Genomic DNA, 14894 nt, shown 5'->3' on the forward strand with positions numbered 1-14894 from the left:
GAGGTTAGCCTTTGATGATCGTGCCCCCGGCCAGTAGCGAAGAACTGAAGATCGTTACCATTGATGTTTGCTCGGAGACAACTATGTATACGTGGGAGCGACATCTGGGACAAACCATCTCCGGCGAAGAGTTCGAGGACTCTTATCGTGGGCAAGCCAGGAGCGAATTGACCGGTTTGTTTTCGGCTGACCGCAAGCTGCTGTTGGATATCGGTTGCGCCAGCGGCGCGACTTCGGCCCTGCTGAAGCAGACTATCCCGGGGCTCGTGGCTTGGGGCGTCGAGCCGGAGTCCGCTGCGGCCGCGATCGCGGCTCAGCGCATCGACAAGGTATTCGCCCAGAAGCTGGAAGATATCGACCTGCATGCCGAGGGCCTCTCCCACGGTAGCGTCGACGCCGTGTTGCTTGCCGATGTGCTCGAACATATGTACGACCCTTGGCGGGCGTTGCTGCAGATCAGGCCTTTCCTGGCAAAGAATGCTGAAGTCGTTATCAGCATTCCGAATGTGCGTAATATCACATTAATATCCGATCTCGTAGATGGTCGCTTCGATTATCAGAAGTGGGGTTTGCTGGACATCACCCATATTCGCTTCTTTACCCTCGACGGCGCGATTCGTATGCTGCAGGAAACGGGCTATGGTGTGCGCCATGTACAAGCGAATGTGGATCCGCCGCTGTCAGGAGTCCTGAATGCGGGATTGCCGGCCGACGGTAGTCTGAAGTTCGATCGGATTAGCATCTCTAACGTAGAACCTCGTGAACTGGTCGAACTGTGCGCCTTGCAATTCTTTATCAAGGCAAGTCCCGTGCATGTGGAGTTGGTGGGCTACGGCACCACGCCGGAAGTCGAAGAGTCCGCTGCCGAACAAGGTGCTGTTCCTGCGGAGCTCACGACAGAGGTGCAAGCGGAAGGTGATGGCGAGCCGCAAGCGACCACCGAACACGAAATCGAGAACTCCTCGGGGCCGGCCGCTTTGACGGAGTCGTCGGACTCCAGTTTGGGACTCGACGAGACAGACCAAGAGCTCCACTCGAGCGACGACGCACCACGGGTAATCCTGTCATCCGACATCGAACGATCTGAGCCGCCGGAAGCTGCGGAATCTGCCGAGGAAGAACAGCAAGATGCCATGGACTCGCGGGAGCAGGAGGATTCCTAAACGAAGCGGGAATGACACGATTGTTGGCGGATGCGGACCATTCGGAATAGAGAGTACTTGCAAGAGGGGTAATGAGTGAAAGACAACAGGTTTCTATTCGGATTCGTCGCAACCCTGGTCGGATGCTTCTCCTTGGCTGGTCTATACGTGGCGATCAAGGGGCCCGGTGGCACCGCAGTGGAATCCGTTGTCGGTGCTGCTCAACAAGCACCCGCTCAGCCTCGCTCGTTCAAGGATGGCGACGATGTCGCTTTTCTCGATGGGACGGCCTCCGCTATCACCACGGCGTCCGTTGCCGGCGGCGAATGCGCGCTTGATTATCTTGGGCAGGACGGCGCTGCGTCGTCGGCGAAGGTACTCAAGAAGGGCGCGCCGACGAAGATTTCGGGGTGGGCCGCCCTCCCGGCCGAAGGCCCCGTAAAGCGTATGCTGCTGGAATGGAAGCCGGTAACCGGGAGCCCTGCGTTCGATGGTTTCGTCGCGCTCAATTTCGCCCAACGCAGAGACGACGTCGCTGCAGCCAAGGGCGGCGAAAGGTATCGTAATTCCGGTTACGATCGCTATGGTCTGATCAAGGATATTCCCGTAGGGACTTATCGTCTGTATCTGGTTCTCGACAAGGGCGACGAGCTGTTCCAGTGCGACTTGGGTCGGGAAGTGGCGGTCGAGTGATCATGCTGTGCTTCGGGGTCGAAGTAGGGTTCAACGGGAACGAAATGAATTACGCATCGTTGGAAAAAGCGGCGCCACGATTGACCTTGTTGGCGACGCTTGGCGTTTTCGTGGCGCTGATGTTTCCTTTGTTGAAGTCGTACCCTTTCAGCGATGACTGGTCTTATCTGGCGGTCCTGCCGGCAGGATCGCTTCTGACGCTGGATTGGGTTTTCGGGCTGCATAACGATCACCGCATCCCTATTCAGAAGTTGCTGCACTATTTGCTGCTCAAGTCGAGTGGTGGCGACTTCCGTTTGCTGATGATGCTGAACATGGCATTCGCCGCGGTGACTGCTTACTGCTGGATGCAGATCGCTTGCTTGATGCGCGACGGCCGCAGGTCTTTCGGCGACGCGGTGATCCCCTTGATTCTATTGGGCGGTGGCTTCAACGCCGTATCTTGGGGCTTCAGTTTTCAGTTCGTGTCCTCGGTTGCTTTCGTTTCGCTGAGTGCATGGTTCGCCATATGGTATCTGCGCGGCCTGATGCATCATGGCGTGGAGTACGCGTTTATATGCCTGACACTGTGCGCCTGGTCGGGAGCCAACGGAATCATCAGTTCTGGTCTTCTCGGCGCTGCCTTGGTGCTGCTGTGCGCTTGGGAGCTTCGCCGGCAGTCGAACACGCGAAGATTCGCGAGACTCTCGTCGGTTGCTCTTTGGTTCTTAACCCTCGGCGGATTGATCGCCACTTGGCGCCCGTCTGGTGCGACCTCGCAGTCCGAAAATGGCCTGGCCGAAAACCTTCCTCCATTTGTGCTTGGGATGTCCAAGTCTTGGATGGGAGTGTTTGCGGTTCCGCTGGGTACGGTGAAACTTATAGCAGCGCTGGCGATTCTGTGTGTGGCCAGCTTGTTGGCCTTGTGGCTGTTCTGGGGTAGTTATCGGCGGCGCGAGCGTCATGCCTTCGAGCACTTGGTCATCCTGGCGGTGCTGGGACAGACCGTGGCGACGATACTCGTGGTAGCGGTGTCGCGCGCGGTAGCGCAGCCCTGGACGCCATGGCTGGAGCTGCATTACGGCTTCCTCACAACGCTGATCCCCCTCGCCGCTTGGGCCATACTCTCCCGACATATGCCCCGGAGAATCGAGCGTTTTGCATCTGTAGTACTGATAGTGTTCGCTGGGCAGATGTATTACGCCAATACGTCATGGCGTATCCGGTCCTTGCGCGAGGGCTATCCGAAAGTCGCAGCGGCGCAAGCGGCTTTACTTAGCTCGCAGGATCCTTCGGCCGCCGTCAACGAGAACATGTCCGAATACTACTATCTCGACAATCCCGATGCGCGTAAGGCGATCACCGGTGCGATTCCCTTGCTGAGGCAGGTGCCACTTTGGCAACCCGGGCCGCAGACGCCTCAGCGATGATCGCCGAGGGTAGGTGGTCTGTCTCGCTTCGCATTGAGCCCGGCCTCAAGGCTGGGTGCGGAAAGTAAAGTGCTTATGGCCGATATAGCTGGTAAACACCGGCACGATTACGCCGATCGCATGAGCAATGGCTTCGGGATGAAAATTCATCGTCAACGCCGGGAATACCCAACGCGCGAAGGCGAGGCTGATCGCGACGGTCTGAGCGACCGCCGCCAAGTTGACCAATAGGAACCAGAAAGCCTGGTTCTTGATCTCGTTGTTGGCTTCGGTAAATACGAATAGCCGGTTCAGTGCAAATGCCGTGATCATGCCGGCGATATACGCCAGCACTATCGCCGGCACATAAGGCATGAGCTTGCTGAAGAGTATGCGCGACCCGAAATTGACGCAGGCGGCCGTGCCGCCAGCCACTACAAAGGCCAAGAAGCGTCGGCTGATCATTCAGTGTCTACCCGAGGCGGTGCCATTGGGCTGTTTAGTTGCCGCCTCGACTAGGCGCCGAGCCGTTGCGATGCTCTCGTTGATTGAGCGGTCTTCTGGGTAGTAATACGACGTATCGGCCATGAAGAAGCCTTCCACCGGAGTCTTCATCGGCGGCAGCATCTCCTGGAAACCAGGCGGGCAGATGGTCTGAGCGAAGTCGTAGCGGTGGCAATGGCGGGCGAGAACCCAATCCTGCCGGAATGCCGGATTGATCTTGGACAGATAGCCGATGACCTCGTCGATGAGTTGGTCGTTCGGTAGCGACCACTTGGGATGGGTCTTGGGCATGTAGAACGGTGCGTACAGGATATGTTCGCCGTCGCGGGTACCCGGATTGAGGTTGGAGTACTCGATCACACCCGGAATCTCGATGCTTGCATCGCTGATGTTCATCCAGAAATTCTCGCTCACGGCGTGCTTGAGCTTCAGGATGACGCAGGCAACCGGGATATTCTCGATTTTGCGGATGCCATCGGCGAACTCGCGCGGCAGGCCTGGGACCATGCGCGGCACATATTGGATCGGAGCAGTCGATAGCACTGCGTCGTAGGCACGATCCTCGCCTGCGATGCGAACGCCGGCGACACAGCCGTTCTCGACGTTGACCTGGTCGATTCCTTGTTTGAGATGGATCCGTCCGCCTCGTTCAAGGATGAATTTCTCCATCACTTCAAGCAGGGTGTCAGAGCCGCCTTGGATATAGCCGAGGCTCTCGCTGAGCAGGCTGCGCCGGGACAGGGCAATGCGCTTGATGCGCGTGCCGATCCACGAGGCAGACAGGTTCTCGGTGTACTCGAAGAACTTGAGATAGAAGGTGCGGCGCCAAAGTACGTCGTAGCCGCGTTCTCCGAGCCACTTGCGTAGCCAGACGGTGGCGCTGACCTTGTCCAGCGCAGTCCAGTCCTGGATGCCCTTGGTCACCATGACGTGTAGTGCGTAACGGAACTTGCTGATCAGGCCGAGCTTAGGGAAGGCCAACAGAGCGAATGGAGTGCCCCACTTGTACAACTTGCCCTCGTAGTAGTAGCCCATTTTGGTATCGGTCCACTTAAGGCGGTCCGACAAGCCGAGCTCGGCTAGCAGCTCGAACAGCGGGTAGTCAGTCTTGCAGATGAAGTGGTAGTAGCGCTCGATTTTCAGACCGTCGAAGTTGAAACTGGCCGACATGCCGCCTATGCGGTCGTCGCGCTCGTAGATGTCGACTTCATGCCCCTGCACGAGCAGGTCCATGGCGGCCATCAGGCCCATCGGGCCGGCGCCGACGATGGCGAACTTTTTCTTGCTAGCGGTCATGGTGGGAGACTCAACGCTTGAGGACGATGTGGCTATAAGTGGGGTCGCAGTAGCTCTCGAGCACCGCGTCCTCGAAGGAATGCTGGGTTACGCCGAACACGGCCCGAGTGTCCACGCCCTTGAAGTCGTCGCCGGCGGACAGCGCCTTGAGCTGGTCGGCGGTGAACGGGGGTTTGCGACTGAACAGCGCATAGGTGCGCAACAGGAAGGCGAAAAAGCCGATCGGGATATGCACGATCCAGGTACGTAGCCCTTTGGCGCGCTTGATCGTCTTGATGATGTCGACGTAGTCGATACGGGTGTCGCCGACGATGTCATAGGCCTCGCTTTCCGGTTCACGCTCGATGCACTTGACGATGCAGCGGCAGAAGTCACGCTCGTACAGCGGTTGACGCATGAATTTGCCATCGCCGGGAATGGGGAACACCGGCGTGAGGGCCATGAAACGCGACAACCAGCCCAGATGCTTGGGGTCGAACCAGCCGAACATCAGCGTCGGCCGCAACACGCAATGGCGCAGGCCGCTGTCGACGACCATCGCCTCCTGCACCTTCTTGGTATTGGTGTAGTCGTCGTCGGCCACCGAATTGACTACCGAGGAGCTGATGTGAACCAAGTAGGGCACCTGCTGCTGTTTGCAGGCGTCCAGAACGATGCGGGTGGCGTCGAGGTTGTTGCGGGTGAAGAGTTCACCGTGCTTTCCGGTGATCTGCGCGTGCAGTTGCACCAGACAACGTGTATCGCGCAGGGCCGGCTCCCACTTTGCCCGCTCGGCGGGTTCGGCCAGGTCGGCATGGATGGTTTCGACGTCGGGATGCAGCGACTTGAGGATGTCGAGGTTGTGCGCGTGCTTGTCGATCGCGACCAGACGGGTATAGCCCTGTGCCTTCAGTTCGACGATCAGGTTCTGGCCGACCAGGCCGGCAGCGCCGGTGAGGACGATTTTGGTGTGCTTGTCGTTCATCGGTGTGCGATTCAAAGCTTGATGCGGCGGAAGACGAATTCAGGGATGCTCTTGATCACCTGCATGATCCCCCACCAGAACCACGGCAGGTAGGCGACGGCGCGGCGCTTGTCGACCGCACCGGCGATGCCGCGTGCGATCTCGTCCGGCTTGGCCCATAGCGCGCCCTTCTTGAACGACTGGGTCATCGGCGTGTCGACGAAGCCCGGCTTGATGGTCAGCACATTGACGCCGCTTGCATTGAGGCGTTGGCGCAGACCGCTGAGGAAGGTGCTGACCGCGGCCTTCGCGCTGCCATACAGGTAATTGCTGGCGCGGCCGCGGTCGCCGGCGACCGAGGAAATCACCGCCAGGGTAGATCCGGCCTTGAGCCGCGGCGCGATCGCCGTGGCCAGGGCAATGGTCGACAGGCCGTTGGTCGAGAACTCGCGCAAGGCCAGCTCGACCGAGGCCTCGCAAGCCGGTTGGTCGGGCAGGGTGCCGTGGGCGATCAAGACCAGGTCGATCTCGCCGAACTCGGCCCAGGCACTGTCGAGCGCGGCTTGCTGCTGCTCGTAGGCATTGACGTCGAGCGCGTACGTGGCGGTCTTGGCCGCACCGCGCACGGCCAGGTCGGCGGCGATGGCGTTCAAGCGTTCGAGATCGCGGCCGACGAGGAATAGCGCGCCACCGCGTGCGGCATAGACGCGGGCGGTGGCTTCGGCGATCGCCGAGGTCGCGCCGATGATCAGAACTCTGTGCATGCTTACTCCATCACCCGGCGCCAGAAGCCGGACGAGAACTGCGGATCGATGTGGGCGCTGAAGCGCTCCCACTGCGGATAGGCGCTGCGGAACAATGGACCGGACATGCGCGCGTCCTTGGCCGGATACACGGCGCCGCCGGCTTCGGCGACGACGGCATCGAGACGGTCGAGCAAGGCAAAGATTTCCGGCCCGGTGTTGGGGAAGTCCAGGGCCAGGGTGGTGCCTGGGCGCGGGAACGACAGCAGGCCAAGAGAGGGAATCTCGCCGAACTCCTTGAGCACGGCGAGGAACGAGCCGCTGCCGCTACGCGAGATTTCGCCGAGCAGGGCGGCGATCCCGTCGCGTGCGGTCTCCGGCGGCAGCACGCACTGGTGCTGCAGAAAGCCGCGCGGGCCGTACATCCGATTCCAGTCGCGAATGCCGTCGAGCGGGTAGAAATACGGGCCGTAATGCACGGCAGCGCGTTGCCGCGGTGTGCACTGACGATGGTAGTAAAGCCAATTGAACGGACGTAGGCTGAGTCGGTTCACCAGCGACATGGGCGGCGTAAATGGTATCGCTAGTCGAGCATTCGTCGGCGGCGGCCGCAGGGCGGTGTCGCCGGGCGAATGGTCGGCGCGCAGGAAGTGGCCACGTCCGAGCGAGCGGCCGCGGGCCAGGCAGTCGATCCAGGCGACGGTGTATTCGTGGCTGTGCGCCGACTCCGCGGATAGGGCGAAGAAATCGTCGAGGTGGTCGAAGCGGATCGATTCGGTTTCGAGCCAGGGGCCGGGCACTCGCTTGAGCTGCACTTCGGCCCAGACGATCACGCCGGTCAGACCCAGGCCGCCGACGGTCGCCGCGAACAGATCGTCCTCGGGCGTACACAGCTGCCGACTACCATCGCTGCGCAATAGTTCGAAGCAGCGCACGTGGTGGCCGAAATTGCCGGAGCCGTGGTGGTTCTTGCCGTGTACGTCGTTGGCGATCGCTCCGCCTACGGTCACGTAGCGAGTGCCTGGCGTGACCGGCAGGAACCAGCCCTTGGGCAGCGCCACGGCGATGATCTCGGCAAAGGTCACCCCGGCTTCGCAGCGCAGCACGCCGTTGGCGGGATCGAAGCTCAGGAAGCGGTCGAGGCCGCGCGCATGCAACAGGGTGCCGTCGGGGTTGAGGCAGCTGTCGCCATAGCTGCGGCCGTTGCCGTGGGGCAGTGCGCTGCCGTCGAACACCGGCAACGCGCGGCGCCGGTCGGTCAGCGACAGGATCCGCTGGCGCGCCAGCGGGTAACGGCCCCAGGACTGGCCGGGCTCGGTCATCCGATCGCGCCCAGCGCGAGCAGGCCGCACAGCGCGATCACGATCTGGCTGGCGCGGTCGGTGACCGCAAATACCACCGGATCGTCGTCCATCGCGCCGCGATGAGAAATGATCCACAGCCGACTGATCCAGTACAGAAGCAAAGGACAGATCACCCACAGCACCTGCGGCCGTGCGTACAACGTCAGGCTTTCCGGGCTGTTGATGTAAAGCGCGAACACCAGCACGGCGAGATAGCCCGCTGCGGCGCCGAGTGACTGGATCAGCGGCAGGTCTTCGACCGAATAACCGCGTCCGCTCGCCGTGTTGCGGCCGCTACCGAGTATCGCCGAGAGCTCGGTGTAACGCTTGAGCATCGCCAGGCTGAGGAAGATGAACATCGAGAACGCGAGCAGCCAGAACGACAGCGACGCGCCGATCGCGGCCGCGCCGCCGATGATGCGCACGGTGTATAGACCGGCCAGCAGCACTACGTCGACCATGACGATGCGCTTGAGGCGCAGTGAGTAAGCCAGGGTCATCGCGTAGTAGCCGACCAGCACCAAAGCGAACCAGGGGCTGGCGAGCAAAGCCACGGCGAAGCCGGTAAGGGTCAGCAGCGGCGCTGCGAACAGGCCATGCAGCAGCGGCAGGCGGCCGGCGGCGAACGGCCGCAGGCGCTTGCGCGGGTGCTGTCGGTCCGAGGGCAGGTCGAGCAGATCGTTGAGTACGTAGACGCCGGAGGCGCACAGGCCGAAAGCGAGGAAGGCGAGCACCGAAGCGATCACCGCCTCGGCGTCGAAGAACCGATGCGAGGCCAATAGCGGCAGGAACACCAGCAGATTCTTCAGCCACTGATGGATGCGCAGCGCCTTGATCCAGGTCTTGAGTCCGGCAGCGGTGGGCGGTAGTTGCTCGGCGACAGTGCCGACCCGCGCTGCGCGCTCGGCGAGGCCGCGCGGACCGTTGACCACCCAGGCGTGGCGCGCGCGCGCCCACACGGTAAGGTCGACGCTTGCGTTACCCATATAGTCGAAGCCGCGCTCGCCGAACCGTTCCACCAAGGCCTTTGCCTTGTTGGCACCGGACAGGTTGACGCCGTTGTCGCTGGCCAGGACCAGATCGAACACGCCCAAGTGTGCGGCGACCTGCTGGGCGAACTTGGTATTGCTCGCGGTGCACAGCACACGCGGCCGCGCTTGGGTTTTGCGCAGCGCTTCGACGACGCGATCGTCGTAGGGCAGGGAGCCTGCATCCAGTTCGACCCGCGAGGCGATTTCGTGCTTGAGCGCCGCCTTGCCACGCAAGAGCCAGAACGGCAGCAGGAACAGCAATAGCGGCTGTTTGCCGAGCAAGGCCAGTAGCGATTCATAGAGCAGGTCGGACTTCAGCAGGGTGCCGTCGAGGTCGACGCACAATGCGATGCCGTTCTGCTCGGGATGGGTCTTATGTTCCGTCAAGGCTCGGGAGTCCTGAGTCGTAGGGGCCGCGTCTTGTCCGGGCAACTGCCGATACGGGGGCATGTCCGTATCGGCAGCATGCCGGGCGACCGTCGCCGTGGCGTGGCATGAGGGGCAACCCGGCCGCTGGCGCGATCAAGCCAGCGCCGCTTCCAGCTCCGGCAACAGCTTGAACAGATCTCCCACCAGGCCGATATCGGCGATCTCGAAGATCGGCGCTTCGCCGTCCTTGTTGATCGCGACGATGGTGCCGGCGTCCTTGATGCCGGTCAGGTGCTGGATCGCGCCGCTGATGCCGACCGCGACGTAAAGCTCGGGCGAGATGATCTTGCCGGTCTGGCCGACCTGCATCTCGTTGGGCACGTAGCCGGCGTCGACCGCGGCGCGCGAGGCCCCGACGGCGGCGCCGAGCTTGTCGGCGAAGTCGTAGATGATCTTGAAGTTGTCCGCCGAGCCCACGCCGCGGCCGCCGGACACGACGCGCTTGGCGCTCTGCAGGTCGGGGCGGTCGGACTTGCCGGCGGCCAGGCCGACGTAGCGGGTGTGGGTCGGCAGAGTCGCTTCGACCGAGGCGGCTTCGACCGCGGCGCTGCCGCCCTTCGCCGCTTCCGGCCACGAGGCCGTGCGCACGGTGGCGACCACGGTATGGTCGGCCGGGGCTTCGACGGTGACGATGGCATTGCCGGCGTAGATCGGGCGCTTGAAGGTGTGGCTGCCGTCGACGGCCATGACGTCGGAGACCTGGGCTACGCCGAGCAGGGCGGCGACGCAGGGCATGAGGTCCTTGCCGAAGGTCGTGCTGGGGCCGAACACGTGGCTGTAGCCCTTGGCCAGCGCGGCGACCTGCGGTGCGAGCACCTGCGCGACCGCGTTGGCGTTGGCGGCATTGGCGACGGTCAGCACCTTGGCGACGCCGGCGATCTGCGCGGCTTCGGCGGCGACCGCGGCCGGGTCGGCGGCGAGCACGACGAGGTCGATGGAGTCCGGCTTCAATGCCTGCGCGGCCGATACGCACTTGGCGGACGACGCGTTGAGCTTGCCGTTGAGATGTTCGGCGACGATCAGAACCTTGCTCATTACAGCAGCCCCTTAGCCTTGAGTGCGGCGACCAGTTCGGCCGCGTCCTTGACCATCACGCCCTTGCTGCGCTTCGGCGGCGGCGCGTAATGGGTGGTCTTGAGCGTGTCGCCGGTGTCGACGCCGAGATCGGCGAACGCGATGGTCTCCAGCGGCTTGCTCTTGGCCTTCATGATGTCCGGCAGCTTGATGAAGCGCGGCTCGTTGAGGCGCAGGTCGGTGGTGACCACCGCCGGCAGGTCGACTTCCAGGGTTTCCAGGCCGGCGTCGACTTCGCGCGTCACCGTGGCCTTGCCGTCGGCAACCTCGAGCTTGGAGGCGAAGGTCGCCTGCGGGCGGCCCCACAGCGTGGCCAGCATCTGGCCGGTCTGGTTGGCGTCGTCGTCGATGGCCTGCTTGCCGAGGATGACGATGTCCGGCTGTTCTTTCTCGATCAGCTTGAGCAGGGCGCGCGCGGCGGTCAGCGGCTGGATCGGCTGGTCCGAGACCACGTGCAGGGCACGGTTGGCACCCATGGCCAGGCCGTTGCGCAGGTGCGCCTGGGCGTCGGCCGGGGCGATCGTCGCGACCACGACCTCGGTGGCGATGCCTTTGTCGCGCAGGCGCAGGGCTTCTTCCAGGGCGATTTCGTCGAACGGATTGGCCGACAGCTTGACGCCGTCGGTGACCACGCCGGAGCCATCCGGCTTGACCTGAATGCGGACGTTGTAGTCCACCACGCGCTTGTAACCGACGAGGATCTTCATCGTGCGGGGATTCCTTGTGGGGGTGCTGGGCCGGGAGCGGCCGAGAACCGCCAATTCTAGCGGAGACCGTTCTATCGCGCAGGGAGGCTTATGTCCCCGCCCGCGGCTCGATGATCAGGGTCTGCACGCCCTCCCAGGCCGTTTGCGGTTCCAGGTGGACGGGGGCCAGTACGTTGCCGGCTTCGACGCAGATAAAACGCCGATATTGGTCCCCACCGAGGTCGTTCAGGCTGGCCGTCAGCGCGGCGCCGGGGTTCCATACCACGGTGTCGGCAAAGCCCGTGCTTTCCAGACGCAATAATTGGTCGCCATCGGTGACGCGCAGCGGCCTGTGGGTGCCGGTGTAAATGCGATCGACCTCGCCCTCGAAGCGCACCGGGGCATCGGTCGCCTCGACCGGTTTACCGCCGTCCGCCGAATCCAGGTACGGCCGGTCTTCCAGCCCGTGAATGAGTGTGCCTTCGATATCGGCCACGCGCAGATAAGTGTGCAGTGCCACGGTGAACTCGAATGGGGCACTGTCGACATTGCGTACCGTCAGGCCGATGCGCAGCCGGTCGTCGCTGGGTTGCAGGACCAGCTCGGCTTCGAACCGGTGCGGCCAGTGGAGGCGAGTGTTTTCATCGTCCCGCAGACAGAACGCCAAGCCTGGAGCCGCCAGCGGGCTGGGGATGACTTCCCATATGCAAGTGCGAGCGAAGCCATGGCGCGGCCCGCTGCCGCGACCGCCGAACTGCGGAAAGATCACCGGGATGCCGCCTCGGATCGCCTTGCCGGCACCGAAGCTGGCGCGAGGGCTAAGGAAAAGGCGTTCCTGGCCCTGGCATTGCCAGGACACGGCGTGTGCGCCGAATGCGGTGGCCTGGATCTCGACTCCGCCCGGAACCTGGAGGCGCAGAGCGTCGGTAACTGCGTCGTTCGAGTCGGGAGCCACAAGCCTGTCCTTGGTAGGGCGGAGTCCGCCGTCGGTACGCCGGCGCGCGTCCGATAGGACGTTCGCAGGATTCTATAGGCCGCGGCCCGGCGTGCCGACGGGCCATGCGGTCACGATACATGAAGCCTCCGGCTGCCCGGCCGGGCTATTCTTGCCCATCCCCATCTTTCGGAGCCGGGATGCTGCATCCTGTCGTATTGAGCGGCGGCAGCGGTTCGCGCCTGTGGCCGCTGTCGCGCGAGAACCAGCCCAAGCAGTTTCTGTCGCTGATCGGCGATCGTTCGCTGTTCCAGGAAACGGTGCTGCGCGCCTGCGCCCTGCCGCAGGCAGGCCTGCCGGTGACGGTTTGCGCCGAGGGGCATCGCTTCATGGTCGGCGAGCAATTGCAGGGCATCGGCGTGGGCAGCGGCGGCATCCTGCTCGAACCCAGCGCCCGCAACACCGCGCCGGCGATCGCATTGGCCGCCTTGCATCTGCTCGACCAATACCCCGACGCGGTGATGCTGGTCCTGCCGGCCGATCATCTGATCGAGGACGAGTCGGCTTTTCGGGCCGCGGTCGAACGTGCGGCCGTGCTTGCCGAGCAGGACTGGCTGGTCACCTTCGGCATCCAGCCGGACTACCCGGAAACCGGCTATGGCTATATCGCTCGCGGCGAAGCGCTCGGGCAGGACGGCTACCGGGTGGCCCGTTTCGTCGAGAAGCCGGCCCTGGCGACGGCGCAAACCTACCTGGCCGAGGGCACGTATTCCTGGAACTCGGGCATGTTCCTGTTCAAGGCCGAGCGCTATCTCGAAGAGCTCGCGCGCTATGCGCCGCAGATCCATGCTGCCGCGACCGCGGCCTATGCGACGGCGCAAAGCGATCTGGACTTCATCCGCGTCGGCAGGGACGAATTCGCGGCCAGCCCCAGCGATTCGATCGACTACGCGGTGATGGAGAAAACCGAACGCGCCGCGGTGGTGCCGGTCAGCTGCGGCTGGAGCGACATCGGTTCCTGGTCGTCGCTGTGGGCGGTGGCCGAGCGCGACGAAGACGGCAACCGTTACGAAGGCGACGTGATTTCGCTGGATACCCGCGACAGCCTGGTGCGCGCCTCGGAGCGGCGTCTGATCGCCACCATCGGTGTGGAGGATCTGGTCATCGTCGATACGCCCGACGCCACCCTGGTCGCGCGCAAGGACCGGGTGCAGGACGTCAAGACCATCGTCGATCGCCTGAAGAAGGCCGGGCGTCAGGAGCATCTATTCCATCGCAAGGTCTACCGGCCTTGGGGGTATTACGATTCGATCGATGTCGGACCGCGCTTCCAGGTCAAGCGCATCGTGGTCAAGCCGGGTGCGGCCTTGAGCCTGCAGAAGCACCACAAGCGCGCCGAGCACTGGATCGTGGTGTCAGGCGTGGCCGAAGTGACCTGCGACGATAAGGTGTTCGACCTGCACGAGAACGAGAGTACCTACATCCCGCTCGGCAGCGTCCATCGCCTGCGCAACAACGGCGCCGAGCCGGTCGAGTTGATCGAGGTGCAGTCGGGCGCGTATCTGGGCGAAGACGATATCGTCCGCCTTGAGGACGTGTACGGGCGGTCCTGAGCCGTCGGTCGCGATCGCGCATGAAGAAACCGGCCGCCTGGCCGGTTTCTTCTTTGTGGCCTCGTCGATGCGAGGGCCGTGTCGACGCTCGCCGGTGCGAGCGCGAGCGGCTCAATCGACCTGCATCGTCGCCAGCAGCTCGGCCAGCACCTCGGCGAACCGCGCGGCGCTGCCTTCGGCGTGGGCGAAGAACAGCGAGGGCTCGCACAACTCCAGTTCCAGCAACTGCGGCTGGCCTTCGCCGTCGCGGATCAGGTCGACGCGTGCGTACGGCAAGGGTTCTTCGAGGTCGAGCCGCGCGGTCATCGCGGTCAGCGCATGCAGGGCGACTCTGCGTTCGTCGTCGCCGGCCTCGCGCGCGGTGATGCGTTCGACCGCGCGCAGGTTCAGCGCATCCTCGCGTTGCAGCATGGCGCCTTTGCGGATGGCGTGACTGAACACCCCGTTGAAATGCATCAGTGCGGTCTCGCCGTCGCGGTCGACCGAAGCCAGATAGGGTTGCAGCATCGCGCTGCGGCCCTCGTCGAGCAGGCGCGCGACGTGGTTGGCCGCGGCGAATTCCTGCGCGCGCGCATAACGCTGGGTGTCGCGCGAGCCGGCGCTGATTGCCGGTTTGACCACGAACTCCTCGGCATCCGGATGGGCCGCGAGAAACTCCTGCAGGGCCGGCAACGGGTCCATGTCGGTTTCGACGAACGCGCTCGGCACCACCGGCACGCCGCGTGCGGCGAGGTCGGCCAGATAATGCTTGTCGGTATTCCAGTGCACCACCGGCCAGGGATTGAGCAGGCGCGTCTGGCTGTCGACACGTGCGCACCAGGCCAGGAATTCGTCGAGGCGTTCGGTGTAGTCCCAGGGCGAGCGCAGCAGTACGGCGTCGTATCGTGCCCAGGCCACGCTGGGGTCGTCCCAGGCGCGGATCTCGGCGGCGATGCCGCGTTCGGTACAGGCCTGGAGCAGGGGCGACAGGTCGTCGTCCTGCCCGGCGGCGGCGATGGCGGTGACCAGGGCGAGTCGGCTCATGTCGCAAGTCTAGCGTCGGCACACGATCGGGGCATTGTCGCGGTATTGCCCG

At 63.4% G+C, this 14894-nt stretch carries 14 protein-coding genes; 4 read left to right on the forward strand and 10 right to left on the reverse strand.

Going from position 1 to position 14894, the window contains the following annotated elements:
* The first annotated feature begins 14 nt into the window (after positions 1-14).
* The 3 genes from ACTOWK_RS02875 (at position 15) to ACTOWK_RS02885 (ending at position 3244) form a co-directional block, all read left to right on the forward strand.
* Complete coding sequence (locus ACTOWK_RS02875) at positions 15-1163, forward strand: class I SAM-dependent methyltransferase (RefSeq protein ID WP_441328690.1); 1149 nt, start codon at positions 15-17, stop codon at positions 1161-1163.
* A 75-nt stretch (positions 1164-1238) separates the two neighbouring features.
* On the forward strand, positions 1239-1835 hold the full coding sequence (locus ACTOWK_RS02880; protein WP_441328691.1) for a hypothetical protein: 597 nt from the start codon (positions 1239-1241) through the stop codon (positions 1833-1835).
* Positions 1836-1879: 44 nt separating this feature from the next.
* A complete protein-coding gene (locus tag ACTOWK_RS02885; RefSeq protein WP_441328692.1) occupies positions 1880-3244 on the forward strand; it encodes a hypothetical protein in 1365 nt (454 codons plus the stop codon).
* A gap of 45 nt (positions 3245-3289) precedes the next feature.
* On the opposite strand, the gene ACTOWK_RS02890 is transcribed toward ACTOWK_RS02885, so the two are convergent.
* The 9 genes from ACTOWK_RS02890 to ACTOWK_RS02930 all read right to left on the reverse strand — a co-directional run bounded on the left by ACTOWK_RS02890 (position 3290) and on the right by ACTOWK_RS02930 (position 12227).
* Positions 3290-3688, reverse strand: coding sequence for a GtrA family protein (locus tag ACTOWK_RS02890; protein ID WP_441328693.1), 399 nt, complete (start codon positions 3686-3688; stop codon positions 3290-3292).
* Entirely contained in the window at positions 3689-5023 is a 1335-nt protein-coding gene (locus ACTOWK_RS02895) for an NAD(P)/FAD-dependent oxidoreductase (RefSeq protein WP_441328694.1), read from the reverse strand.
* A 10-nt stretch (positions 5024-5033) separates the two neighbouring features.
* Positions 5034-5987: an NAD-dependent epimerase/dehydratase family protein gene (locus tag ACTOWK_RS02900; protein WP_441328695.1), complete on the reverse strand. Its 954-nt coding sequence runs from the start codon at positions 5985-5987 to the stop codon at positions 5034-5036.
* An 11-nt stretch (positions 5988-5998) separates the two neighbouring features.
* Positions 5999-6730, reverse strand: a complete 732-nt coding sequence (locus tag ACTOWK_RS02905; protein WP_441328696.1) for an SDR family oxidoreductase — start codon at positions 6728-6730, stop codon at positions 5999-6001.
* 2 nt (positions 6731-6732) lie between these two features.
* On the reverse strand, positions 6733-8031 hold the full coding sequence (locus ACTOWK_RS02910; RefSeq protein WP_441328697.1) for an FAD-binding oxidoreductase: 1299 nt from the start codon (positions 8029-8031) through the stop codon (positions 6733-6735).
* Entirely contained in the window at positions 8028-9470 is a 1443-nt protein-coding gene (locus ACTOWK_RS02915) for a UbiA family prenyltransferase (RefSeq protein ID WP_441328698.1), read from the reverse strand. The genes ACTOWK_RS02910 and ACTOWK_RS02915 overlap by 4 nt, the downstream gene beginning before the upstream one ends.
* 135 nt (positions 9471-9605) lie before the next feature.
* On the reverse strand, positions 9606-10547 hold the full coding sequence (locus ACTOWK_RS02920; RefSeq protein WP_441328699.1) for an electron transfer flavoprotein subunit alpha/FixB family protein: 942 nt from the start codon (positions 10545-10547) through the stop codon (positions 9606-9608).
* On the reverse strand, positions 10547-11293 hold the full coding sequence (locus ACTOWK_RS02925) for an electron transfer flavoprotein subunit beta/FixA family protein (RefSeq protein WP_441328700.1): 747 nt from the start codon (positions 11291-11293) through the stop codon (positions 10547-10549). Before ACTOWK_RS02925 ends, ACTOWK_RS02920 begins: the two co-directional genes overlap by 1 nt.
* Positions 11294-11381: 88 nt before the next feature.
* Positions 11382-12227: a D-hexose-6-phosphate mutarotase gene (locus tag ACTOWK_RS02930; protein ID WP_441328701.1), complete on the reverse strand. Its 846-nt coding sequence runs from the start codon at positions 12225-12227 to the stop codon at positions 11382-11384.
* Between the two features lie 179 nt (positions 12228-12406).
* On the opposite strand from ACTOWK_RS02930, the gene ACTOWK_RS02935 reads away from it, so the two are divergent.
* Positions 12407-13819 carry a mannose-1-phosphate guanylyltransferase/mannose-6-phosphate isomerase gene (locus tag ACTOWK_RS02935; RefSeq protein ID WP_441328702.1) on the forward strand — a complete coding sequence of 471 codons (1413 nt, stop codon included), beginning with the start codon at positions 12407-12409 and terminating at the stop codon, positions 13817-13819.
* 111 nt (positions 13820-13930) lie between these two features.
* Here the strand turns inward: ACTOWK_RS02935 and ACTOWK_RS02940 are convergent, their stop codons facing one another.
* Positions 13931-14842: an ATP-grasp domain-containing protein gene (locus tag ACTOWK_RS02940; RefSeq protein ID WP_441328703.1), complete on the reverse strand. Its 912-nt coding sequence runs from the start codon at positions 14840-14842 to the stop codon at positions 13931-13933.
* Positions 14843-14894: the final 52 nt, after the last annotated feature.

The organism is Lysobacter sp. CA196, from assembly GCF_052078695.1.
Lineage (GTDB): Bacteria > Pseudomonadota > Gammaproteobacteria > Xanthomonadales > Xanthomonadaceae > Lysobacter.